Source organism: Rhizobium laguerreae, assembly GCF_002008165.1.
GTDB lineage: Bacteria > Pseudomonadota > Alphaproteobacteria > Rhizobiales > Rhizobiaceae > Rhizobium > Rhizobium laguerreae.
Map to the genome: position 1 here is coordinate 729,136 of NZ_MRDM01000014.1, position 23,995 is coordinate 753,130.

The 23,995-nt window shown below is 61.6% G+C and carries 25 protein-coding genes and 1 tRNA gene; 8 read left to right on the forward strand and 18 right to left on the reverse strand.

Going from position 1 to position 23,995, the window contains the following annotated elements; all coding sequences use genetic code 11:
* Nucleotides 1-26: 26 nt before the first annotated feature.
* The 5 genes from BS630_RS19420 to BS630_RS19440 all read right to left on the reverse strand — a co-directional run bounded on the left by BS630_RS19420 (nt 27) and on the right by BS630_RS19440 (nt 4,085).
* Nucleotides 27-602, reverse strand: coding sequence for a transglutaminase-like cysteine peptidase (locus BS630_RS19420; protein WP_077978689.1), 576 nt, complete (start codon nt 600-602; stop codon nt 27-29).
* Between the two features lie 317 nt (nt 603-919).
* Nucleotides 920-1,543: a hypothetical protein gene (locus BS630_RS37675; RefSeq protein ID WP_158081420.1), complete on the reverse strand. Its 624-nt coding sequence runs from the start codon at nt 1,541-1,543 to the stop codon at nt 920-922.
* Between the two features lie 427 nt (nt 1,544-1,970).
* Nucleotides 1,971-2,369 carry a Fur family transcriptional regulator gene (locus tag BS630_RS19430; protein WP_011652680.1) on the reverse strand — a complete coding sequence of 133 codons (399 nt, stop codon included), beginning with the start codon at nt 2,367-2,369 and terminating at the stop codon, nt 1,971-1,973.
* Nucleotides 2,366-3,181 (reverse strand): iron chelate uptake ABC transporter family permease subunit, encoded by an 816-nt coding sequence (locus BS630_RS19435; protein WP_077979238.1) that lies wholly within the window; start codon nt 3,179-3,181, stop codon nt 2,366-2,368. The genes BS630_RS19430 and BS630_RS19435 overlap by 4 nt, the downstream gene beginning before the upstream one ends.
* Complete coding sequence (locus BS630_RS19440) at nt 3,174-4,085, reverse strand: ATP-binding cassette domain-containing protein (protein ID WP_077978691.1); 912 nt, start codon at nt 4,083-4,085, stop codon at nt 3,174-3,176. Before BS630_RS19440 ends, BS630_RS19435 begins: the two co-directional genes overlap by 8 nt.
* 102 nt (nt 4,086-4,187) lie before the next feature.
* Here BS630_RS19440 and znuA point away from each other — a divergent pair, with 102 nt between their 5' ends.
* From znuA to BS630_RS38055, 3 genes are all read left to right on the forward strand, one after another.
* Nucleotides 4,188-5,246 (forward strand): zinc ABC transporter substrate-binding protein ZnuA, encoded by a 1,059-nt coding sequence (gene znuA, locus BS630_RS19445; RefSeq protein ID WP_077978692.1) that lies wholly within the window; start codon nt 4,188-4,190, stop codon nt 5,244-5,246.
* Nucleotides 5,247-5,387: 141 nt separating this feature from the next.
* Complete coding sequence (gene zigA, locus BS630_RS19450; RefSeq protein WP_077978693.1) at nt 5,388-6,593, forward strand: zinc metallochaperone GTPase ZigA; 1,206 nt, start codon at nt 5,388-5,390, stop codon at nt 6,591-6,593.
* Entirely contained in the window at nt 6,590-6,775 is a 186-nt protein-coding gene (locus tag BS630_RS38055) for a hypothetical protein (RefSeq protein ID WP_077978694.1), read from the forward strand. Before zigA ends, BS630_RS38055 begins: the two co-directional genes overlap by 4 nt.
* Before the next feature lie 65 nt (nt 6,776-6,840).
* On the opposite strand, the gene BS630_RS19460 is transcribed toward BS630_RS38055, so the two are convergent.
* Complete coding sequence (locus BS630_RS19460; RefSeq protein WP_077978695.1) at nt 6,841-7,167, reverse strand: RcnB family protein; 327 nt, start codon at nt 7,165-7,167, stop codon at nt 6,841-6,843.
* Nucleotides 7,168-7,642: 475 nt separating this feature from the next.
* On the opposite strand from BS630_RS19460, the gene BS630_RS19465 reads away from it, so the two are divergent.
* Both BS630_RS19465 and BS630_RS19470 read left to right on the forward strand, forming a co-directional pair.
* Nucleotides 7,643-8,026: a VOC family protein gene (locus BS630_RS19465; protein ID WP_012758163.1), complete on the forward strand. Its 384-nt coding sequence runs from the start codon at nt 7,643-7,645 to the stop codon at nt 8,024-8,026.
* Nucleotides 8,027-8,268: 242 nt separating this feature from the next.
* Nucleotides 8,269-9,600: a hemolysin family protein gene (locus BS630_RS19470; protein ID WP_077978696.1), complete on the forward strand. Its 1,332-nt coding sequence runs from the start codon at nt 8,269-8,271 to the stop codon at nt 9,598-9,600.
* A gap of 13 nt (nt 9,601-9,613) precedes the next feature.
* On the opposite strand, the gene chrA is transcribed toward BS630_RS19470, so the two are convergent.
* Both chrA and BS630_RS19480 read right to left on the reverse strand, forming a co-directional pair.
* Nucleotides 9,614-11,035 (reverse strand): chromate efflux transporter, encoded by a 1,422-nt coding sequence (chrA, locus tag BS630_RS19475; RefSeq protein WP_077978697.1) that lies wholly within the window; start codon nt 11,033-11,035, stop codon nt 9,614-9,616.
* Nucleotide 11,036: 1 nt separating this feature from the next.
* Nucleotides 11,037-11,852 (reverse strand): chromate resistance protein ChrB domain-containing protein, encoded by an 816-nt coding sequence (locus BS630_RS19480; protein WP_077978698.1) that lies wholly within the window; start codon nt 11,850-11,852, stop codon nt 11,037-11,039.
* A gap of 383 nt (nt 11,853-12,235) precedes the next feature.
* Here BS630_RS19480 and BS630_RS19485 point away from each other — a divergent pair, with 383 nt between their 5' ends.
* Complete coding sequence (locus BS630_RS19485) at nt 12,236-12,544, forward strand: hypothetical protein (RefSeq protein ID WP_003541169.1); 309 nt, start codon at nt 12,236-12,238, stop codon at nt 12,542-12,544.
* A 241-nt stretch (nt 12,545-12,785) separates the two neighbouring features.
* On the opposite strand, the gene BS630_RS19490 is transcribed toward BS630_RS19485, so the two are convergent.
* The 10 genes from BS630_RS19490 to BS630_RS19535 all read right to left on the reverse strand — a co-directional run bounded on the left by BS630_RS19490 (nt 12,786) and on the right by BS630_RS19535 (nt 21,930).
* Complete coding sequence (locus BS630_RS19490; protein WP_017961165.1) at nt 12,786-13,088, reverse strand: hypothetical protein; 303 nt, start codon at nt 13,086-13,088, stop codon at nt 12,786-12,788.
* 204 nt (nt 13,089-13,292) lie between these two features.
* A complete protein-coding gene (locus BS630_RS19495) occupies nt 13,293-13,589 on the reverse strand; it encodes a hypothetical protein (RefSeq protein ID WP_020050710.1) in 297 nt (98 codons plus the stop codon).
* 155 nt (nt 13,590-13,744) lie between these two features.
* Nucleotides 13,745-13,820 (reverse strand) — tRNA-Lys (locus BS630_RS19500).
* Nucleotides 13,821-14,147: 327 nt separating this feature from the next.
* Nucleotides 14,148-15,059 carry a PhzF family phenazine biosynthesis protein gene (locus BS630_RS19505; protein ID WP_077978699.1) on the reverse strand — a complete coding sequence of 304 codons (912 nt, stop codon included), beginning with the start codon at nt 15,057-15,059 and terminating at the stop codon, nt 14,148-14,150.
* 165 nt (nt 15,060-15,224) lie between these two features.
* Complete coding sequence (locus BS630_RS19510; RefSeq protein WP_077978700.1) at nt 15,225-15,998, reverse strand: NUDIX hydrolase; 774 nt, start codon at nt 15,996-15,998, stop codon at nt 15,225-15,227.
* On the reverse strand, nt 15,995-17,104 hold the full coding sequence (locus BS630_RS19515) for an endonuclease/exonuclease/phosphatase family protein (RefSeq protein WP_077978701.1): 1,110 nt from the start codon (nt 17,102-17,104) through the stop codon (nt 15,995-15,997). The genes BS630_RS19510 and BS630_RS19515 overlap by 4 nt, the downstream gene beginning before the upstream one ends.
* Nucleotides 17,105-17,283: 179 nt before the next feature.
* Nucleotides 17,284-18,303 carry an ABC transporter ATP-binding protein gene (locus tag BS630_RS19520; protein ID WP_077978702.1) on the reverse strand — a complete coding sequence of 340 codons (1,020 nt, stop codon included), beginning with the start codon at nt 18,301-18,303 and terminating at the stop codon, nt 17,284-17,286.
* Nucleotides 18,291-19,985, reverse strand: a complete 1,695-nt coding sequence (locus BS630_RS19525; RefSeq protein WP_077978703.1) for an ABC transporter permease — start codon at nt 19,983-19,985, stop codon at nt 18,291-18,293. The genes BS630_RS19520 and BS630_RS19525 overlap by 13 nt, the downstream gene beginning before the upstream one ends.
* Before the next feature lie 7 nt (nt 19,986-19,992).
* On the reverse strand, nt 19,993-20,970 hold the full coding sequence (locus tag BS630_RS19530; protein ID WP_077978704.1) for an ABC transporter substrate-binding protein: 978 nt from the start codon (nt 20,968-20,970) through the stop codon (nt 19,993-19,995).
* Between the two features lie 192 nt (nt 20,971-21,162).
* Nucleotides 21,163-21,930: an alpha/beta fold hydrolase gene (locus tag BS630_RS19535; protein WP_077978705.1), complete on the reverse strand. Its 768-nt coding sequence runs from the start codon at nt 21,928-21,930 to the stop codon at nt 21,163-21,165.
* Nucleotides 21,931-22,160: 230 nt separating this feature from the next.
* Between BS630_RS19535 and BS630_RS19540 the strand changes: the two genes are divergently transcribed.
* Both BS630_RS19540 and BS630_RS19545 read left to right on the forward strand, forming a co-directional pair.
* On the forward strand, nt 22,161-22,631 hold the full coding sequence (locus BS630_RS19540) for a MarR family winged helix-turn-helix transcriptional regulator (protein WP_077978706.1): 471 nt from the start codon (nt 22,161-22,163) through the stop codon (nt 22,629-22,631).
* A 216-nt stretch (nt 22,632-22,847) separates the two neighbouring features.
* Nucleotides 22,848-23,906, forward strand: a complete 1,059-nt coding sequence (locus tag BS630_RS19545; RefSeq protein WP_077978707.1) for an aldo/keto reductase — start codon at nt 22,848-22,850, stop codon at nt 23,904-23,906.
* Nucleotides 23,907-23,995 lie beyond the last annotated feature (89 nt).

The following is a 23,995-nucleotide window of genomic DNA, read 5'->3' on the forward strand; positions in this document are numbered from 1 at the left end:
GAACGCGCCGCCTCGAGAGTTTCAGTTCAAGAGAACTCGCCTGCACGGGGACCAGCAAGCGTCACGCGCCAGCCCGTTCGCGATTGGAAATCTTGGGTGGCCAGAAACGTATAGCCTGTGGTGCGCCAGAGCCTCACCGCGCTGGTCAGATTATCGAGCACATAATCGCCGCCGTCCGTCCGGGCAATGAGAACGACGTGGTTTTGATCCTGCGGTCCAATCACCACGGAAAGCGCCAACCTGTTCGATGGAAAACCAGCTTCGATCAGGTCCTTCATCTTCTGAAGAGCGTAGTCCTCACAGTCGCCACGGCCGGCAACCGGCAGAGACCAAATATCCTTATTTCGGGAAGACGGGCGATCTTCCGCGGGAATGATACGTCCATTTACGGCGCGATTGACCTTTTGAAGAAGCGCTATTCCTGTCTGATCATTCAGCTGTTGCGCCGCCATCCTGCCGCACAGCCACTTGTACTTGGCGCAGGCTGCGGCGAATCCCACGGGTGCGCCGATGCTTCGCGTCACAGGAAGTGATGATCCCGCAACAGCTTGAAATTGCAGAAGAATGAATAAAAAGGCAGCGAGCGAAAAGACGCACTTCATAGCCGATTCCCTTTAGTTGTTGCGAGACGATAACATAGGCTTAATAAAAATTTAGTAAAATTTTATACTTGCGATTTTAACTCTATTTGATGAATGAGACAGATTAACCATTATCTATTCTTCATGTTAATTGATCGTTAGTGTAAGAGTTCTCCCAGTTAACATTTAGTTAACCTTGGGAGACGATTGAAATGATCAGCAGAGCCGCGAAATTCAGCATCGCCGTTGCTTCCCTTCTGGCAAGCAGCAGCTTGGCAACGGCAGCCCCGGCAGTCGTTAATTGCAAGGCCGCAGTTCGCGGCACACTCGAATACAGACTATGCATGCCGACCAAAGCAATTCGTGCCGATAACAAGTTTAGTCCGAACGATAAGGATCGCGGCAGCCGAGACATTGGCGGCAGCCAGAAGACGTCCAGCACCGGCTCCGTCGCCAGCAACGGGAATAGCGGCGGCGGCAACGGTGGCGGCAATGGTGGCGACAACGGCGGCGGCAACGGTGGCGACAACGGCGGCGGCAACGGTGGCGACAACGGCGGCGGCAATGGCGGCGGCAATGGCGGCGGCAACGGCGGCGGCCATGGCGGCGGCCATGGCGGCGGCAACGGCGGCGGCCATGGCGGCGGCCATGGCGGCGGCAACGGCGGCGGCCATGGCGGCGGCCATGGCGGCGGCAACGGCGGCGGCCATGGCGGCGGCCATGGCGGCGGCAACGGCGGCGGCCATGGCGGCGGCCATGGCGGCGGCAACGGCGGCGGCAATGGCGGCGGCAATGGTGGCGGCAACGGCGGCGGCCATGGTGGCGGCCATGGCGGCGGCAACGGTGGCGGCAACGGCGGCGGCAATGGTGGCGGCAACGGCGGCGGCAATGGTGGCGACAATGGCGGCGGCAACGGTGGCGGCCATGGCGGCGACAATGGCGGCGGCAACGGTGGCGGCCATGGCGGCGACAATGGCGGCGGCGGCGACAACGGTGGCAATAACGGTTCGGGCAAGGGCGGGTCGGAATCTAAACCGAACTAACTTGATCGGCGACATGAAAATGGACGTGAGGCCGGGTAACCGGCCTCACCTTTTTGATCGCCGCTTTGTGTATCAATGGGCGTCTAATACAGTCCGGGACCCCTGCGGGCTCAGCCATCGCGGTCGCCCATGTGGGCTATAGCATCGCTTCCAGCGAGCACCTTGGCAGCTCATGTCCCAACAGATATGGCCGTCGACGCCGAGCGGCATCCGTGAAAACGGAATACGATACCGTAAGAATGCAAAGAAGCCGGCGAAAAGGGGGAACGACCAAATCCGCGCCCGCGACTTTGATGACGACGACCCCTTTAGTGAGCGCGAGGCGATCGTCCAGCGACCACGAAGCCTACGCCGCGCAGGCCTCGCACAAGCCACGGATCTCGATCGTCGTCTTCTCAGGCTTGAACTTCTGCCCGCGCACCCATTCCATCAGTCGGTGGTCAACCTCGTGGTCGTGGAACTCCGTCACCTGGCCGCAGCTTTCGCAAATGGCGAAGGCGACGATGCCGTGACTGTGGCAGTCGTCGCCCGGATGGGCGCAGGCGACGAAGGAGTTGATGCTTTCGAGCCGATGCACCACGCCATATTCGAGCAGCTTCTCCAGCGCCCGGTAGACCTGCAGGGGCGCGCGAAAACCGTGGTCGCGCAGCTTGTCGAGAATGGTATAGGCGCTGAGCGGCCCTTCGGCCTTTTCAAGCACATCGAAGACCAGCGACTGGTTCTTGGTCAATTGCGGTGTCGTCATGAGCCTTGTCCTTGCATGACCGCGCGGTGTCGCCTGACGGGAAGCAGGCTGAGCATGAAGAGGATCAGCGCCGCGACCACGATCGAGGGGCCGGAGGGCGTATCGTAGGTGAGCGAGCCGAACAGACCGCCAACGACGGCCGCCGCCCCGATCAGCGAGGCGAGCACTGCCATGATCTCCGGCGTCGGCGAGAAGCGCCGCGCCGCAGCCGCCGGTATGATCAGCAGCGAGGTGATCAGCATGATGCCGACGATCTTCATAGCAATGGCAATGACGACGGCCATCAGCAGCATGAAGAACAGCCGCGCCCGCTCCGGCTTCAGCCCCTCGGCCTCGGCGAGCTCGGCATTGACGGTCGCAGCCAAGAGCGGTCGCCAGAGCCAGGCCATTGCCACGAGCACGAACAGCCCGCCGCCCCAGATCAGTGCGATGTCGGTGGTGGAAACGGCAAGAATATCGCCGAACAGGAAGGCGATGAGATCGATCCGCACCCAGCTCATGAAGGCGACCATGACGAGGCCGATCGCCAGTGTCCCATGCGAGAGGATGCCGAGCAGCGCATCGGCCGACAGCGCCTGGCGCTTCTGCAGGAAGAGCAGCAGCACCGACACGAGGGCGGCGACGGCGAAGACAGCCAGTGTCAGGTTGAGTTCGAAAAGCAGTGACAGTGCGACGCCGAGCAGCGCCGAATGGGCGATCGTATCGCCGAAATAGGCCATGCGCCGCCAGATGATGAAGCAGCCGAGCGGCCCCGTCGTCAGCGCCAGACCGACGCCGGCAAGGATGGCGCGCACGAAGAAATCGTCAAGCATGGCGCTCTCCCGCTTCATGCGCATGCGGATGGGCATGGTCAGGATGATCGTGACCATGTTCATGACCGGCATGCCCATGCTCATGCGCGTGATGGCCGTCGTCGGGGTGGCAATGATCGGTGACGGAGCCGTCGGCATGTTGCACCCGGCCGTCCGGCAAGTGCGTATGATCATGGTGATGGCTGTAGACGGCCAGCGTCTGCGCCGCCCGGCTGCCGAACAGGCGCACATATTCCGGGCTGCGGCTGACGGATTCAGGCGTGCCACGGCAGCAGACATGTCCGTTGAGGCAAATGACCGTGTCGGTTTCGGCCATGACGACATGCAGGTCGTGCGAGATCAGCAGGATGCCGCAGCCCGTCGCATTGCGGATCGACTTGATGAGGTCGTAGAGGGCGATCTCGCCGGAAAAATCGACCCCCTGCACCGGCTCGTCGAGGACCAGCAGATCGGGCTTGCGGGCAATCGCCCGGGCCATCAGCGCCCGCTGGAATTCGCCGCCGGAGAGGTGCTGGACCTCGGCATCGAGCATATGGGCGATGCCGGCGGATTCGAGCGCCGAGAGCATATCGCACTCAGGCAGCGGTCCTGTCAGCGTCATCAGCCGGCGTACCGAAAGCGGCAGTGTCCAGTCGATCGTGAGCTTCTGCGGGACATAGCCGACCTTGAGGCCGGCTTTGCGCTCCACCCTGCCCTCATCAGGCTTCAACACACCGATCGCCGCCTTGGCGCTGGTCGACTTGCCCGAGCCGTTCGGGCCGATCAGCGTGACGATCTCGCCGCGCGAGACGGAAAAATCGACACCGCGCACCAGCCAGCGGCCGTTGCGCAGAATGCCGACATCTTCAAGGGAAACCAGCGGTTCGGCCCTGATACCAGCGGGGGTCTTTGCGGGAGAGAGCATCAAATTTTCCGAAAGTGCTGTTGCGTCCTGCTATTGCACACGTTATAGCATAACGCAATTGATGTAATAACATAACAACTGCAATTCAAGCGGAGCATATTGATGAAACGCGCCTTGGGGCCTGCCCTCAAAATCTCGGCCCTCAGAATGCCGGCCCTCGCAATCCCGGTCCTGGCGATCCCCACCCTGCTCTTTTCCGGCACGATGCAGGCAGCCGATGCACCCGTCGTCGTCACCTCGATCAAGCCGATCCATTCGCTGGTTTCAGCGATCATGCAGGGTGTCAGCGAACCCGAATTGATCGTCGATGGCGCCGCCTCTCCGCATACCTACAATCTAAAGCCATCGAATGCCCGCGCCCTGCAGGACGCCAAGGTGATCTTCTGGGTCGGCCCCGGCCTCGAGGCCTTCCTCGAAAAGCCGCTGCAGGCGTTGGGCCGGGATGCCAACATCGCGGCCCTCGACGACGCGCCTGGTCTCGTCAAGCTGCCCTTCCGCGAAGGCGGCGCCTTCGAGCCGCATGATGACGCCCCGGAGCACGAAAGTGCTTCCGGTCACGAGCATGATAAGGCTGACGCCGCACATGATGCTGATTCCGGGCACGCCAGTGACCACGACGACGACCATGACCACGACCACGGCGCCTTCGACACACATCTCTGGCTCGACCCGATGAATGCCAAGGCCATGGCGGCCATGATCACCACGACACTGGTCGCCGCTGATCCTGCCAATGCTCTGACCTATCAGGGCAACGCCAAGGCGCTGGACGACAAGCTGGATGCGCTCGATACCGAGATCAAGGGCATGGTCGCTCCCGTCAAGGACAAGCCCTTCATCGTCTTCCACGACGCCTACCAGTATTTCGAGCACCGCTACGGCATCCGCGTCTCCGGCTCGATCACCGTCAGCCCGGAAACCATTCCCGGCGCCGAGCGCGTCTCGGAAATCCACCGCAAGGTCGGCGAACTCGGCGCCACCTGCGTCTTTGCCGAACCGCAGTTCGAGCCGCGCCTCGTCAATGTCGTCATCGAAGGCACGCGCGCCAAGTCAGGCGTGCTTGATCCCGAAGCGGCAACACTGAAGGCCGGTCCCGATCTCTACTTCAACCTCATGCGCGGCATCGCCAACAACATGAAGGACTGCCTCTCCGGCGCATGACTCTCATGCGCCGCTCCGCGCGTCCTGCCGGACACGCGACGCTCCACGGAGAGCTGAGGCGGAAAGGCGGACAACCCCGTTCCGCCTTTTTTCGGCTCCCCAAATGTAATGATATAACATTAAGACTGTGATGAGGTTTCCATGAACAACAGACTTCCCGTTACGGTGCTTTCAGGCTTCCTCGGCGCCGGCAAGACGACGCTGCTCAACCACGTGCTGAGCAATCGCGAAGGCTTACGCGTCGCGGTTATCGTCAACGACATGAGCGAGGTGAATATCGATGCCGCCCTGGTGCGCGACGGCGGCGCCAATCTCTCCCGCACCGAGGAACAGCTCGTCGAGATGACCAATGGCTGCATCTGCTGCACGCTGCGCGACGATCTGCTGAAGGAGGTGCGCCAGCTCGCCGATCAGGGCCGCTTCGACTACCTCTTGATCGAATCGACCGGCATCGCTGAGCCCCTGCCCGTTGCCACCACCTTCGAATTTCGCGACGAGAATGGCCAAAGCCTTTCCGACGTCGCAAGGCTCGACACCATGGTAACCGTCGTCGACGCCGCCAATCTTCTTGCCGATTATGCCTCGGCCGATTTCCTCGCCGACCGCGGAGAAACGGCCGGCGACGGCGACAACAGAACCATCGTCGACCTGCTGGTCGAACAGATCGAATTCGCCGACGTCGTGGTGCTGAACAAGATCGGCACGGCAACCAAGGAAGAGCGCGACGCCGCGCGCAAGATCATCACCGGCCTCAACCCGGATGCGAAGCTGATCGAGGCGGATTTCGGCAAGATCGTCCTGAAAGACGTGCTCGGCACTGGCCGCTTCGATATCGACAAGGCCGAAACCCATCCGCTCTGGTACAAGGAACTGCACGGTTTCCGCGATCACGTGCCGGAGACCGAGGAATATGGCATTCGCTCCTTCGTCTATCGCGAGAAGCGGCCCTTCCATCCGGCAAAGCTGCAGGCCTTCCTCGATCGGACTTGGCCAGGCGTGGTGCGCGCCAAGGGCTTCTTCTGGCTGGCGACGCGCCCGCACCATGTCGGCGAGATCAGCCAGGCGGGCGCGATCGTGCGCACCGGCAAGATGGGTCTCTGGTGGGCGGCCCTACCCCGCGAACAATGGCCTGAGGAGCCGGCCTTCATGCGCGCCATCGGCCCCTATCTCGACCCCGTCTGGGGCGACCGGCGCCAGGAAATCGTCTTCATCGGCGCCGATCCGATGGACGAAGCCTGGATCAGGAAGGAACTCGACGCCTGTCTGGTCGACAGCACGGTGTTTGCGCCGGAGCGCTGGCGCAACCTGCCCGATCCTTTTGCCAGCTGGAACAGGCAGGCGGCATGACGGCGAAGGCAATCAAACGCACTCTTTGCGTCTGTACCGAATGCGAACCGCTGCCGCCGATCGAAGGGCTTCATCCCGAAACCGTCGAGGCAACAGGCGAACGGTCCGATCGGCAACGACGATCCGGCGGCCTGTTCCGAAGCCTCGCCGAACGCATAGTTCCATTCAGGACGCCCTCCTGACGAGATTCGCCTGCCGGCAAACGAAGAGGGCGGCCGAAGCCGCCCTCTTCTCATCCATCCGCCGATCAGCGACCGGCAATAATGCTGGAGATGACGCCGCTGGTGACGCCGATCAGCAGGTAATCGTTATCGGCCCGCACCCAGCGATACCCGCGCGGCGGAGGCGCGAGACGGTAGCGGCGGTAGTCGTTGACATCGGAGAACCGGCGACGCTCGCTGGCATTGACGCGGTATCCCTTTTTCCAATGCGACCGGACGACCGTCTTCTTGACGACCACCTTCTTCTGCACGACGACAGGCGGACGGCGATAATCGTCGGCGCTGGCCTGGGAAACAACCATCGGGGCAAGAAGGAAGGAAGCGGAAAGAAGAGCTGCAAAAATCTTTTTCATGTGGGGTTCCTCATGTTGGGCACGAGACCAAACTAGGGCCGAAAAGATGAACCGAAACTGAAATAAAAATTAAACTTTTGTAATGAAATCCAATAGCTAGGGGAAGACGTTTATATTTTAGATTAAACTTATGCACTGTGACGAATATTTCGTCGCCATAGACGAGGCATCGGCGCCGCCGGCCAGTTTCGTCCTTTGGCAGCACCTCAAAGCATGACGGAAGAAAAGATATTTGCGGAGCATCTGAGGATGAGGTTGGGCGACGCCGCCAGTGCTCATCGCCTGGAAGGCGCCGTCGTGGAGGGATGTCCTGCTGCTGGCGGCGGCAGGTGCTCAGCGATTTGGCATAACGAGATGCTAAAAAAAACTTGAAACGGGCGCATAATCGAGTTTCGAAGCGACGTATCTTGGGCACAGGAGAATTCTGCATATCTGGTGAGGGGACGATCAGACCAAGACAACAATGGAGGAAAACATGCCCGGTATCAGCATGCGCTATATCGTCGACGACGTCGACGCCGCGGTGGAATTCTACACGAGACATCTCGGCTTCTCCGTCGCGCTTCGTCCCGCACCGAGTTTCGCCATCCTGACCAGGGACGGGTTTCGTCTGTTCGTCAGCGGTATGACGGGACCGGGCGGAGCATCTCAAGCAATGCCCGACGGGCGAAAACCGGAGCCTGGCGGATGGAATCGTATCCAGATCGAGGTCGGAGATCTGGAGGCGAAAGTCACCGCACTGCGCCAAGCCGGTGCGCGCTTCCGCAACGAGATCGTGCAGGGCATCGGCGGCAAGCAGATCCTGCTCGATGATCCGGCCGGAAACCCGATCGAACTCTTCGAAGCGCCCAAGAGGTGAACGAGGCGACGTCGGTAATGCGGTTCACCACGCGTTTTACGCTTCGCATCGATGAACCGCACGTATGATCCCGGTCATGCGGTTTGCCACGCATTTTGCGGCCAGCATAGCAAACCGACGCAGTATTTCCGATTACGCAGCCCGGCTTCGGCATCTCTCGCCCCAGGACTAGCCGGAACGCCTTGCCACCGGTGTGCGAGCGTGTAGTTTCGGATTCCCATCAATTCGAAGGCAGGGAAAACATGTCCGATTCCGCCGGCGGGCTCTCCGACTATGTTGGGATACTAGCCGTGTTTCTTCTTGTCGCCGCCAATGGCTTCTTCGTTGCCGCCGAATTCGCCCTGGTGTCGGTCAGGCGTAGCCGCGTCGCCGAACTCGCTGCGGCAGGCCGCATGAACGCCTCGGCACTTCAGCGCGCCGTCGACAATCTCGACTCCAACCTTGCAGCCACCCAGCTCGGCATCACCATCTCGTCGCTCGCCCTCGGCTGGGTTGGAGAACCGGCGCTTGCCCACCTGATCGAGCCGCTGCTGTCCTGGCTGCCCGGGCAATGGGCGACGGCGGGCGCGCATACTGTTGCCGTCGTCATCGCCTTCGTCATCATCACGGCGCTGCATATCGTGCTCGGCGAGCTCGCGCCGAAGAGCCTGGCACTTCAGCGCAGCGAGGCCACTTCGCTTGCCGTGGTGCGCCCGCTCGGTCTGTTCCTGGTGCTGTTCAAGCCGGCGATCTTTGTCCTGAACGGCATGGGCAACATGGTGCTGCGAGGCGTCGGTCTTCGCGCCGGAACCGGGGAATCGTCGTTCCATTCGCCGCAGGAGCTCAAGCTGCTCGTTGCCGAGAGCCAGGAGGCCGGCCTTCTCAACCAGGTGCAGCAGCAGCTCGTCGAGCGGGTTTTCAACATCGGCGACAGGCCGATCTCCGACATCATGACGCCGCGTCTCGATATCGAATGGTTCGACGCCGACGACAGCGAGGCTGAAATCCTGAAGACCATCCGCGAATGCAGCCACGAACAATTGCTGGTCGCCAGGGGCTCGATCGACGAGCCAATCGGCATGGTGTTGAAGAAGGACCTTCTCGATCAGGTTCTCGACGGCGGCAAGGTCCGGCCGATGGAGGTGATCAAGCAACCGCTGGTGCTGCATGAGGGCACCTCGGTCGTCCGCGTGCTCGACAGTTTCAAGGCCTCACCCGTTCGCCTCGCGATCGTCATCGACGAATATGGCAGTCTCGAAGGCATCGTCACCCAGACAGACCTGCTCGAAGCCATCGCCGGCGATCTGCCGGGGTCCAACGAAGAGCCCGATATCGTCGTCAGGGAAGACGGGTCGCTGTTGATCGATGCGATGATGCCGGCCTTCGACGCCTTCGAACGGCTAGGCCTGCGCGATCGTCCGGATGCCGATTTCCATACGCTGGCGGGCTTCGCGCTGCATCAACTTCAGCACATCCCCGAAGCTGGCGAAACCTTTGTCTTCGACAACTGGCGCTTCGAGGTGCTCGACATGGACGGCATGCGCATCGACAAGATGCTCGCGACGCGCATTTCCATGGATGGGGCGGAGGCCTAAAGCCGGAAATGCTCTAGTTCACCGCCAGCGTCCAGAGCATTCCCGCGGCTGCGCAGGCTAGCAGCGTCGCGATCACGGAAGCCTTGAAGCGGAAGATTGCTATCGCCGCGGCGGCAGACAGCGCCATTGCCGCCGGCACGGCCGATTGCAGCACGGGAATATCGAGCCGCAAGCCGCCAAGCTGGACGGTCGCAACCTCGGCAAACAGCGTGTGCAGGGCAAACCAGATCGCGAGGTTGAGGATGACCCCAACCACCGCCGCTGTTATGGCCGACATCGCGCCGGCGAGCGCGATGTTGCCGCGCAGTTTTTCGATGAACGGCGCACCGAGGAAGATCCAGAGAAAACAGGGCACGAAGGTGACCCACGTCGTCAGCATCGCCGCCAGCGTGGCGGCTAACATGGGATCCAGCGATCCGGGATCGCGGTAGGCGCCCATGAAGCCGACGAACTGCACGACCATGATCAGCGGTCCCGGCGTCGTCTCGGCCATGCCGAGACCATCTAGCATCTCGCCGGGTTTCAGCCAGCCGAAATGCTGCACGGCCTCCTGTGCGACATAGGCAAGCACGGCATAGGCCCCGCCGAAGGTGACGACGGCCATCTTGCTGAAGAACAGACCGATTTCGGCAAAGACGCTGTCCGGCCCGACGAATGCATAGAGCCCGGCGACCGGGACGAGCCAGAGGGCAAGCAACACGCTCGACATGCGCAACGACCAAGCGAGGTTTGGACGAGCATGCGCCGGTATGTCCTCGCCCAGCACTGAATCGGCATCCGACAACACCGCCCCGCTGCCCGCCTTGTGTCCGCCACCAGTCCTGAAGGCGGCGATCCCGGCCCGGCCGCCGAAAAAACCGATAATGCCGGCGGCAAGTACGATCAGCGGGAACGGGACATGGAGAAAGAAGATGGCGATGAAGGCCGCGGCCGCGATACTGACCATGACGCGATTCTTGAGCGCGCGGCTGCCGATGCGAATGACGGCCTGCACGACGACAGCGAGCACCGCCGCCTTCAGCCCGAAGAATAGGCCGGCGACGATGGCGACGTTGCCAAAGGCGGCATAGATGTAGCTGAGACCGAGAATCGACAGAAATCCCGGCAGCACGAACAGAATGCCGGCAACGAGACCACCCACAGTCCGGTGCATCAACCAGCCGATATAGATGGCGAGCTGCTGCGCCTCGGGGCCGGGAAGCAGCATGCAATAGTTCAGCGCGTGCAGGAAACGATGCTCACCGATCCATCGCTTCTCGTCGACGATGATGCGGTGCATGACGGCAATCTGGCCGGCCGGGCCGCCGAAACTCAATGCAGCGATCCGCAGCCAGACCCGGAAAGCCTCGCCAAACGAGACGCCGTGATTATGTTCCTTGCCTGTGTCTTTTTCCACCATCTCGCCGGCGGACGCATTTCCTGTCATCTCGACCATCTCATGCCCTCTTCTTTGGAGCGGGCCAGTTGTGGGTTTCCTCGGTTGCGTCGCGGCACCAGCGGAAAAAAGCGTCGTAGAGAAGCATCCCCGCCTCGAGTTGCTCCAGATCGTCGGAATACATTCTGGAGAGGCCGAGCGACGCCGCAAGCAGGCCCGCCGCCTCGGGGGCAAGATCGAGCCTTGCGGTATCCGCCGCCCTGACGATCCGCGCCAGGCGCAGAAGCGGTTCCGACGCTAGCCCGAACTCTTCGATCATGACGTCGAAAGTGCATAATTCGCCGCGATGGCTCCAGAACACGTCTTCGATATCGAAGGGCGTCGCCGCGAAGCGCTCGCTGACGGCTAAAACGTCAGGCGCCGGCACGAACAGGAACACGGCGTTCGGATCGACGAAGCGCCGGATCAACCAAGGACAAGCGATACGATCGATCTTCGGCCGTGCGCGCGTCACCCAGACGGTGCGCTCTTCAGCGTCGCGTTGCGGCAGCTTTGCATCGGGCACGGCCGGTCCGCCCGCGATCCACGCCTCGAAGCCACCTTCGAGGCTTTCCGCGTCGAGCCCGGCATGGCGGAGATAGGCGGCAACACCATGACTGAGCTTGCCGCCTCTCTGGCATACCACGACCACGGCTTCGGCATCGACACTGCCAACCCAAGACGCGACGCCGGCATGGGCGCGCCGGATCGAGCCCGGCACCAGGCGCGGATCGAGCGCGAAGTCCTCCTCCGTGCGCACGTCGATAATCATGGGAGCCCCAGGTGTCCCGATGAGACGGCTGAGCTTTTCAGGTGAGATTTCTAGAAATGACGGCATGACGCGTCCCTCCGTTGATCGGTTTTACTGGACGCGATTCTTCAGCATGACGCCTCGTGGGGTGATCGCGACCCCATGCAGAAATCATTCGCAAACAGACCCCGTGGTGTCAAGCGCATTGCGCCCAGGCGGCTGCCGTCCGCACCGGCGGGCTGCCATCCACCAACGCACCCGATCAGCCGGCAGCTCTACTGCCGGGTCCCTGCTGGTCGTCCCCAAGCAGATGAGCAACGCGTGTGAGCGACAAAGCCCGCGAATGCGCGGAGCGCCAGTAAAGCGAGAATAATGAGTACGAAAACCCAATCAGCACAAGCGCTTCGGCCCAGAACGGAACAAAATGCCCACTTCGGCATTCTTCTGTCACCGAAAGAGGAGAAAGTACCATGACGTACGACCCCAATAATGCCAACGACCCGAACCGCCCGCTGAACCCAAATCTGGATCTGCGCACCACGCCGAGCGCGCGCAGCAGTAATACGTGGGTTGTCTGGGTCGCTGCATTGGCCGTGATCGCTGTCGCTGCATTCGCCTATTCGCAGTGGAGCACCCCCGGCACATCCCCGGACACGACAGCCTCCACGACCCAATCAGAGCCGGCGCCGGCCAAGCCGATCGCTCCGACCGACAACAGCGCAACGCCTGCACCGGCACCAGCACCGGCCACCCCGCCGGCTGCCCCTGCACAGCAGTAATCGCTGCCCGGTCAGAAGAAGCCGACCCAGTGCCGGCTTCCTCTCGGCTGCGAGCTCTTGAAGATTTTTGAGCAAACCCTATTTAAGGGATACTAAATCTGTCTCTGACGGCTGACCACGGACGTACTGGCAGCCGTTATCGAGACTGATCGAGGAAGGTCGGTGCGAGTTTCGCCCGGCCTTTTTTCTTGACCTCGTCATCCATACCGAACAGGCTACTGGCAACGCCTGGATCAGGATATTATTTGGGAATCCTATTATAGAAGGACTGCGGATCGTACACGCACTCGTAGTCGAGGAGGCAAAGCTTGCCATTGGCATCCCTCACCCTCGCGGTGTCGTACTTGTCGCCGAGATTGCATCTGGCCGGCGGATAACGGAAGCTGCGGCCGCCAAAGCCCATGCGCACAAAAACCGCCTTGTCCTTGCGGATGATCTGCGCAAGCTCTTCGCAATTGTGATCCCTGGCATTGACCTCCACCGCCTCCGCGGCAAGAGCGACGGACGGAAACAACAGTGCGACGGCCAGAACAACGCTTTTCATGGAAACTCCTGAATGAGAGAGAGCGAAGGTAGGGCATCGCACCGCGTGCCGCCAGTGCGGGAACCGCCGCAATTATACACTGAGCACAGCTCTGCCTTTTTACCTCTCGTTTTTCATCGTCGCAGGCCTCTGGCTCGCAGGCATGAAACTGAGCGGCGGCGATTGAGGGACACACAAAGAACGATTTTCGGAAAGCGCGATGCGCTAGGGAAAGTTATAGGGCGACGCAGGGTCGAAGACGCAGGAATAGTCAAGGATGCACTGCTTTCCCAGCGCATCGCGCAAACTGGTCGTGGTGCGCTTATCGCCCATGCTGCATTGGGCGGGCGGATAGCGGAAACTGCGGCCGCCGAAACCGACGCGGACAAAGACCTTTTTGTTCTGGCGGATGATCTGCGTAAGCTCACTGCAGCTATGCTCGCTCGCTTTGACGTTCATGACGCCTGCGGCAAAGGCAGGCAACGGCAGAGACAATGCGACGGCAAAAATAACGCTTCTCATAGCCCCCTCCCGATACGCGAGAGGGAGATAGGGCGCACGGACCGACGCGGCCAGTCCCGCGGACAGCGCGAACCATGCCGCTCGCTTCGAGAACAGTTTCCGGCAGGCCGGAAAATCCGGCCTGAATTCGAATATATCAATCTTTTCAAGAAATTTGGTGGGTGATGTAGGGCTCGAACCTACGACCCGCTGATTAAGAGTCAGCTGCTCTACCAACTGAGCTAATCACCCGTTCGCGCTTGGCTGCGCGGTGTGACGGGGCGTATAAACAGGATCGGCAGCCTTGTCCAGCGCATAGCCGAAATTTCTTTGGTTAATCGCGAAGATTTTTCGGTTTGGCTGAAATGCAGCCCATTACCCCGAAAATCGGAATCGATTTTCGGAAAGGATTATGCGCAGATTCAAAGTGATAGAGCGTCGCTTAGCGCGTCCTTGGGCGCGGCGCTCCAATACATGTCGCCCAAAAGTGCGCAGCGGTTTTGGGATAACGACTTGCATAAAACAAAGACTTAAAGCGCGTCGCATGAATCCGGATTGACGCGACGCGCTTTAACGAAATCAAAGGTCGAGCGTGCCGCTGGCCAGCCGCACTGCCTGGCCGCCGATCCGCGCGTTGGAGATTGTCCCGCCGTCGACATCGATATGCAGGTGGATGAAGGACGGCCGGCCCATCTCGACGCCCTGCTCGATCATGATCGGGTGATGCCCGTCCGTCAGCCGGTCGAAATGGTGGATCGCACCGGAGAGTGCGGCCGCCGCCGAGCCGGTGGCCGGATCTTCGGCGATGCCCATGCCGCTTGCGAACATGCGCGCATGGAACTTCGCCACGTGGTTGACGCCGCCGCGGCAATAGACATAGGCCGAGGCAAGCGCGCCATCGACGAAGGGCACGATTTTTTCCCAGAGTTGCGGATCGAATTCCACCCGCTGCGTGGCTCCGACATCGTGCACCGGAATGAGCAGGAAGGGAACGCCGGCGCTCCAGACGGAGGGCACATGATTTTCGAAGCCGATCTCGGTCACCTTCAGCGATAGCGCATCGGCGATGCCGAGCTTGTCGAGCGGCATGATGGCCGGCTGCGATTTGCGCGGCAGGTCGAATTCGGCAAAACTCGCCTCCCCCTCTCTCAGCCGCACCGCGCAGCGCACCGGCCCGACATTTTCCTCGAGCACCGAGACAAGATCGCGCGTAGCAGCACCATGCGCCCGTTCGGCCAGCGCCACCGCCGTACCGACCGTCGGATGGCCGGCAAAGGGCAGTTCGCGCCCCGGCGTGAAGATCCTGAGCTTCGCCGCATAGGCGGGATTGGTCGAAGGCTGCACGAAGACCGTTTCGGAGAGATTGATCTCCCGGGTGATCGCCTGCATCGCCTCGTCGCTGAGATCGTCTCCGTCGAAGATCACCGCCAGCGGATTGCCCGCAAGCTTTCGATCGGTAAACACGTCATAGACGCTGTAGCTTCGCGCCACATCGGCCTCCTTGAATCGTCATCGCGCCGCCAACCTGCCCGACCACGCGAGCGAGTGCAAGGCGCTAAAACGCGTCACGTCAACCGGATTCACACAACGCGCTTTCGATCTTTACGTGATGCGTGTCGTTATCCCGAAACGCTACATGGCTTTGGGCGGCATACATCAACTCCGCCCGGCCTTACCGAAATACCAGTCGATCACGGGCAACATGGCGATGTTATAGGCATGGGCGGAGGGATCGGCCGAGCGGATCGCCACCGCACCCGCGATCTCCTGATCCTCGGCGACGAGCATATGCCGCTCGATCCGCTCGATCATCTCGTCCGCCGTCATGTCGAAGCGGAATAGCCGCAGCAGCGTCACCGTGCGCTTGTTATGGGTGGCGAACAGCCCCTCACCCGCAACGGATTCGGCAAGATCGAGCCCGGTCTCCTCGTGGACTTCGCGGCGCATGTTCGCCTCGATGTCGCAGCGCCCCTCGACGATATCCTCCGGCTCCAGCGAGCCGGCGGCGAAATAGACCTGGCCGGGATTGGCGGTATGGGCGCCCATGCGGATCGCCACCAGTGCGCCGTCGGAGGTCTCGAGCACCGGATAGGCGAAGATGTGAATGCCGCCCTGGCGCTGCGGCTGCCGGCGCCACCACATGAAAGCGGAAAAGGGAATGACGTGGCCCTCGCCGGCAATCCCGTCTTCACCGAGCGATACCAACCGCTGGAACACCATGCGCCCGTCGAACAGCGCCGGATTGGCAGCAGTCTCCCTGCCCCAGTTCTCCCGGATCGCCGCCTCTTCGGCGGCGACGAAGGGATGGGGACCGGGCAGAATGCGCAGATCCACGCCGGCAATCGGAAAGACCGTCGCCGCCGGCGGCCAGCCGGCGAAATCATCGGAAAAATTGATGTTGGTGAAATTCGCGTTCAAATTTGCATTCATGGGAGATCCAGTGTCATGACGACGGGGCAGTGATCGGACGCCTTCGGCCTGTCCCAGCCGGTGCGCGGATAACGCTCCACCTCCTGCCCCGGCGGGAAGACGGTGCGGTAGGGCTGGCCGCTGCGGATGATTTCGGGCAGGCGGCCGGCATTATGGGCGGCAAGTGCTGGCGAAAGCCAGAGATAGTCGAGTTGGCAAAGCCACTGCTCCAGTGGCCCGCGCGCGTGATAAAGCGTCCAGCGGTCGAGGGGGTCGCGGCGGCGCACGACATTTTCGGCAAAGCCGTCGCGACTGAAAACGTCGAGCGCGCTTTCGGTCTCGTTCTGATATTCGAAGCGATAGCCGGTGCCCCGGCGGCCGATGACATCGACACGCTCCTGATAATCGTTCATGTCTCCGCAGATGGCGAAGCTCTTCGTACCGGCTTGCTCCGCACTGAAGCGATCCTCGATGATGCGGCGCACGGCGCGCGCCTCGGCGCGGCGGATCGGCATGGTCGATTGCCGCCCGTCCAGCCCGTCGCGCGGATTGCCCATCGACTTGAAATGCACGACGTAGAGCGAAAACGGCCGGCCGCCGATCAGAAGGTCAAGCTCCAGGCAGTCGCGCTTGAAGATCTTGTCGTCGATGCGGTTGGTGAGCATCAGCTCCTCATTGAAGAGATCGAGATCGCGATAGGTCGTCATCGCATGGCTTCTGATATCCCGCAGCTCGATCTTCTGGCCGTCGCGCGTTTCCTCGCGCATGACGACGGCAACATCGATGCCGCGGCCGTCATTGCCCTCGACCAGGAATTTCTGCCGGTAGCCGTTTCCAACCATGCGGAAGAGGTAGCCGTATTCGAAGGCCTGAAGGGCGGCCATGTTGTCGATTTCCTGCAGGCAGAGGATATCGGCATCCGCATCGGCGATAGCCAGCGCCGTCATCTGCCTTGTGTCGTCGGTCGCGGCGACTACCCGCGCCTGCTCGAGCTGCTGGTAGACGCCCTCGCTCGACACTTCGAAAAGCTTGATGACGCGGTCTTGGCGCAGCTGGTTGCGGAAGCCGGTGAAATCGAAACGAGTAAGCAGGTTTTCGACATTGAAGGTGGCGAGGCGAAACGACATGGAATGAGTCCGGTTGCGGGCAGTACCTTAACCAGTAGAAGCAGGAGGAAAAGATGGATGCCGCAAGAAAAGTGCGAATGGCCGTGGCTTTCGAAGCCTCGGACGTGATTGCCTGTGACTTAGGCCGCTGACATTTTCCCGCAGCCGCGGCCACTTTTGCGCGACATGCTTTAGACCTCTCAAAGCCGCCACCCGGCGCGGATGACGATGTGTACGACTTCACCGGGCACGACAGGGACGCGGCTGAAGGCGCGCAGCGTCTGGCCGTTGCCGAGCGTCAGTTTCGCAGCATAACGCTCGCCCTCGAAAAGCGCGGATTCGACGGTTGCCGGAGCCCCCTCGCCGCCGATGATCACATCCTCCGGCCGCACGAGGATATCGGTGCCATCGATATTGGTGGCCTGGAGCGCATCCTGCAGTTCATCCCATTCCAGCTGGCGTTCGCCGCCCATTACCGACAGTGTCAGGATCGCGCCGCGCCCGATCAAGCCGCCGACGATGCGCCCTTCAGGCCGCGCGTAGATCTCGGCGGGCGCCGCCACCTGCAGCAGCCGCCCTTCCGACATGACGGCGACGTCGGTCGCGAGTGCCATCGCCTCGCTCTGGTCGTGGGTGACGTAGATCATCGTCGCGCCCGAGCGCTGGTGGAACTCGCGAAAAGTCTCCTCCATCTCCTGTTTCAGGTGCCGGTCGAGATTGGCAAGCGGCTCGTCAAGCAGCACGACGTCAGGCGATGTCACCAGGCAGCGGGCAAGCGCCACGCGCTGTCGCTGGCCGCCGGAAAGCTCGGCCGGGCGCCGTTCGGCGTAGTCGGCGAGCCTGACGGTGCCGAGCGCATCGCGCACCTTCGCCTGGTAGGCTTCGCCCGAGATGCCGCGCACTTTGAGAGGATAGCCGACATTGTCGGCAACACACATATGCGGCCACAGCGCGTAGGACTGAAACACCATCGCCATGTTGCGCTTTTCCGGCGGCAGCGACTGTGCGGCATCGGCAAGCAATCTCTCGCCGAGATGGATCGAGCCGTCGCTCGGCGTCTCGAAACCGGCGATCATCCGCAGCACTGTCGTCTTGCCGCAACCGGAAGGCCCGAGCAACGCCAGGAAGCCGCCCTCGCGCACATCGAGCGAAAAGCCGCTGACGGCGGCGCGACCGGTGCCGAAAACCTTGCCGAGCTGGTTGAGGATCAACCTCGCCATGGGACCACTCCTTTCGGCAGTCGTTTCGCCAGAAGTTCGAGCAGCAGCATCAGCACGACGACCATGAGCACGACGAGCACCGAGAGCGCCGAAGCAAGGTCCGAGCTGCCGCTATCATCGAGATTGTAGATGGCGACGCCGAGCGTCTGTGTGCCGGCAGACCAGAGCAGCGCCGAGATTGTCAGCTCGTTGCAGGCAATCAGAAAGACAAGAATAACGGAGGCGCCGGCGGCCGGCGCAATCAGCGGCACGATGATATCGGCAAGCCTGCGGAAGAAGCCGGCGCCGGAAAGCCGCGCCGCCTCTTCCAGCGCCGGATCGAGCTGGTGGAAGGCGCTGACCACGGGTTTTAGGCTGACGGCGAAGAACGAGGAGAAATAGGCGATCAGGATGATCCAGATCGTGCCATAGAGCGACAGGTGGAGGATCGGGATCGGTGCTGCGAACACCAGGATGAAGCAGACCGCCATGACGATGCCGGGCAGCGAATAGGGTATCTCGATCAGACTGGAGACAATGCGGGAAGCCGCATCCCTGCGCCGCGTCAGCGCGTAGGCCGCAAGCACCGTCACCACCAGGAGACCAAGCGCTGTGGCTCCGGCGAGCGACAGCGAATTGATAAAGGCCGTGCGCGTCACCGCCTGCCGGAACAGGATCTCCTCAAAGGCATGCAGCGACATGGTCTTGAAGGTGAGCGGCACGCCATAGGCCGGCACCAGCGCGCCGGCGACCAGCGCGAAGAAGGGTGCTGCCAGCATGAAGAACAGGATCGCCCAGACGAGCGGTGTGAAAGCAAGGCGCCAGGCGCCGAGCTCGAAGGCCGCACTCGCTCCAGATAACCCGACGACGCGGTAGTCGCGGCCGCGCAACGCCCGGTCCTGGATTATCAGCCCGACGACCGAGATGATGGCGATGATCGCCGAGAGCACGGCGACATCACCGAAGGTGCGGCTGGTGAAGGCGGAGAACTTGGTGAAGATCAACGTCGGCAGCGTGAAAATCGAGGCCGGAATGCCGAGAATGGCGGGAATGCCGAAATTGCCGGTGCAGGAGACGAAGGAGATCGCCGCACCCGCAATGATGCCGGGCAGCGACAGCGGCAAGATGATATCGCGGAACACCTGCAAGCTGGAAGCGCCGGAAAGCCGTGCGGCTTCGACGCCATCGCGCGGCAGCGTCATCAGCCCGGCTCGGAGCGCCAGATAGACCAGCGGCGCATGCTGCACGCCATAGAGCAGCGCGATGCCACCCACCGAATAGAGCGGCTGCGGCGAACCGAGTGGCGGGGCGATGTGCAGCGCCTTCAGCAACGGGCTGGAGGGGCCGGACATCTGCACCCAGGCAAGCGCCGTCACTTGCGGCGGAATCATCATCGGCAGCACGAAGAAGAAGCTGAGCAGCCCCTTGGCGCGGATATCGGTCAGCGTCAGCAGGAAGGCAAAGAGGCAGCCGATGACGAGCGAGATGATCGTGCCCAGGATGGCGGTGACGACGGTGTAATAGGTCGCCGACCACAGCGACGCCTCGCTCAAAACATCAATCACGCCGCCATCGGCGAAGGCCGCCATTCCGACCAAGGCGAGGCGGGCGAGCGGCAGCACGCTGAGGATCAGGACGATGATGACGACAAAAGGAAACAGCCAGGCGGGCTGGCTGTTTCCGGTTTTGATGTATCCGTACATGAAAGGATCAGTTCGAGCCGTAGATGCCCGAGAAGGTCTTGAGATCCTGGTCGGTATTCTTCAATGCTTCGGCCGCCTTGATCGGCAGGACCTTGATGGTGTCGCGCGCCGGAAAGCCTTCCGGCAGCTTCATGCCGTTACGGGCCGGGATGTAGCCGAGTTTCAGGAAGCCTTCCTGGCCCGTTTCGGAGAGCACGTAATCGACGAATTTCCTGGCGGCATCGGCATTTTTGGTGCTGGCGAGGATGCCGACAGGCTCGGTGACGGCCGAAACGCCTTCGCTCGGGAATACGAACTCGACGGGCGCGCCCTTGGCCTTCTCGCGGATCGGCATGTAGTCAACGACCATGCCATAGGCCTTTTCGCCCGAGGCGACCGACTTCAGCACGGCGCCGTTGCCACCGGCTGCAATCGCGCCGTTTTCCGCAAGCGACTTGTAGAAGCCCCAGCCGAGTCCCGGAACGGCGGCAAGCGTCTGGGCGTGGATGAGGGCCGCACCCGAGGCAAGCGGGCTCGGCATGGTAACGAGGCCCTTGGCTTCCGGCTTCGTCAGGTCCTTCCAGCTCGCAGGTTTCATCGCGGCCGAGGTATTGTACATGATGCCGGTGGTGATCAGCTTGGTGGAGTAGTAATAGCCGTCGGCGTCATAAAGGGCGGCGTCGTACCCTGCGGCTTCCGGCGACTTGTAGGCCAGGAGCTTGCCGTCTTCCTTGAGGCGCTCCAGCGTCACCATGTCGGCAATGAGGAGAATGTCGGCGACCGGGTTGCCGGCCTGGATCTCGGCCTGGAGTTTCGCCATGATCTTCGGCGTGCCGTCGCGTACCCAGTCGACCTTGATATCGGGATTGGCGGCCATGAAGCCATCGACCGTCGCCTGCGCGTCTTCGTTCGGCTGGCTGGTGTAGAGAACGAGGTTTGCGGCCGAAGCCGGAATGGCAAAGAGGCTCGCGGCGACAAGTGCTGCGGCGGAGACGATCGTTTTCATGGGAGGGGTCCTCGATTTCGATACCCCTCCCTTATTAGGGGTCGTTGACAGAGATGTGACAGGGCGCCGCGGTTGGTCCACGCCCAGCGCCACAGCTTTCCCACCGACCGGTCGTGACCGCGCCATGCGCGGACAAAACCTCCGCAGCGGCCGACCACGGCGCTCACACGCCGTGGCCCCTCGGATCGAATACTACTTTGCAGCTTCTTCGATCAGTTCAGCCACCTTCTCGGGATGCGACACCATCACGACGTGGGAGGCGCCATCGACCACCACGGTCCGCTTGGAGCCTGCCCGCTCGGCCATGATGCCTAGGGCTGCGGCCGGGATGTTCTTGTCGCCGGTGCCGTAGACAAACCACGACGGCAGCTTCTTCCAGGCGGGTTCGCCGGATTTGTCGGTCAGGGCGGCCTCGGTGACTGGACGTTGGGCAGCCGCCATCAGGGCCGCCTGCTCGGCCGGCACGTCGCTGGCGAACTGATCATGGAACTTCGCCTGGTCGATATAGAGATCGACACCGCCGGTGCTGAGCTTTACCGGGGCCGCCAGCGCTCCGCTCAGCGTGCCGCCCGGAAACTTGCCGGCAAGATCGGCAACCGATTCCCCTGCATCAGGGGCGAAGGCCGCGACATAGACCAGCGACTTGACGTTGTCGTGGCCGTTGGCCGCGGTCGAAATGACCTGGCCGCCATAGGAATGGCCGACGAGGACCACGGGGCCGGCGATGCTGCCGACCACGTCGGAGACATAGGCAGCGTCATTCGCAACGCTACGCAGCGGATTGGCCGCTGCCACGACAGAAAAGCCATCCTTGCGCAGGATTTCAACGACGCCGTTCCAACTGGATGAATCGGCAAAGGCGCCATGGACGAGGACAACGGTCGGCTTGGCCGGCTGGGCAACAGCAGCACCGGAAAGAAGAGCGCCTGCCAGGGCGACGGCAGCAGCAAACTTGAACATTGGTCATTTCCTTTCGTCGGTTGAGTTTCAAAGGAACCGAATCGGGAGCCACAAGGGATTCATGTGCTTGCGCATCCGTTGACGCAGCAAACCTCTGCAGCTTTCCGTGTTTGGCGTATACTTTGTCAGCGATTTCTTTGTACGCTATCTAATTAGGCCGCCTCACTTGCCGAGTCAATAGCTTGCAAATAGATCGCGCACAAATTATATTGAGATCAAAGGAGAGCGTGATGAAAGAAACCAGATCAAATGATCTCGCTGACGTGCCCAAGATCGATGAAATGCTTTGCTTTTCGATCTATTCGGCAAGCCACGTCTTTAACCAGCTTTACCGTCCCCTGCTCGACGAGCTGGAACTCACCTATCCGCAATTCCTTGTCATGACGGCTTTGTGGGCGCGCGACGAACGCACGGTGAAGGACCTCGGCGAGACGCTTTTTCTCGACTCCAGCACCCTCACGCCGCTGCTGAAGCGGCTGGAAAATGTTGGGCTCGTCACACGCAACCGAAATCCCGCTGATGAGCGCCAGGTGCTCTTGCGCCTGACGAAGAAGGGACTGGCTCTCAAGAGCCGTGCCACTCATGTGTTCGACTGCATCGGCAAGGCCGTCGGTCTCGACGCCCAGACTGTCAACAAGATTCGGGACACGATTGCTTCGCTTCGCGACAATATTCACAACAAGGACAAGCACGAGAGCTGATGCGGCCTCCAGCGCGTCGACTGCGCCAAGACGATTTCCGTCGACAAGCCGATGTCATATTGTACGATCTACCGCCCGGCTCGTGATCGGCCATAGCCGCCACATGACCGGAAGATGCCGGCGCTCAGGAATCTTTACCTAAGCCTCGCGAACACGCCGCCATTGCCATCTCGGAGCGTTGAGGTACGTCAGTCTCGTTTAAAGGAGGAGTTCCAAATGGAATATCGTTTGCTTGGCGGTTCGGGCCTGAAGATTTCCACATTGACCATGGGCACTATGACCTTCGGCGGCGTCGGTTGGGCGAAGATGGTCGGCGATCTCGGCACCTCCGAGGCGAAAAAGATGATCGATATATGCATCGATGCCGGCATCAACCTGATCGACACCGCCAACGCCTATTCATCAGGAGAATGCGAAAACATCATCGGTGACGTGCTCTCCGGTAAGCGGCCGCAAGGCGTGTTGCTCGCCACCAAGGCCCGCTTCAGCATGGGCGACGGCCCGAACGACCAGGGTCTGTCGCGCTACCACCTGATCCGCGAATGCGAGGCGAGCCTCAAGCGCCTGAAGACCGATGTCATCGACCTGTACCAAGTGCATGAATGGGACGGCCAGACGCCGCTCGAAGAGACGATGGAAGCGCTCGACACCCTGATCAGACAGGGCAAGGTGCGTTATGTCGGCTGCTCGAATTATTCCGGCTGGCACATCATGAAGGCGCTCGGCATCGCCAACGAGCACAGGTACCAGCGCTTCGTGAGCCAGCAAATCCACTATACGCTGGAAGCCCGCGACGCCGAATACGAGCTGCTGCCAATCTCAATCGACCAGGGCCTCGGCGTGCTGGTCTGGAGCCCGCTCGCCGGCGGCCTGCTCTCCGGCAAGCATCGCCGCGACCAGGCAGCGCCCGAAGGTACGCGCCAGTTCGCCGGCTGGACCGAACCGCCGATCCGCGACGAGAACCGCCTCTGGAATATCGTCGAGACGCTGGTCGCGATCGGTGAGGAACGCGGCGTTTCCGCCGCTCAAGTTGCGCTCGCCTGGCTGATCGGCCGCAAGGCGGTGACGTCGGTCATCATCGGCGGCCGCACCGAAGCCCAGTTCCGCGACAACATCGCAGCCGCCGAGCTGAAGCTCACGGACGAGGAGCGCAAGCGCCTCGACGCGGTCAGCCTGCCGCCGGTGATCTATCCCTACTGGCACCAGCTGAACACGGTGAGCGACAGGCTTGGTGAAGCCGATCTCGAGCTTTTCGGACCGCATCTTCAGCAATAGCGTCGGCGCTCCTCCCTTGCACGGTGAAAGATATGCGTCACAAAAGATGCACTTTCACCGTGCTACCATGAGATCCCGCCACCGCAGCG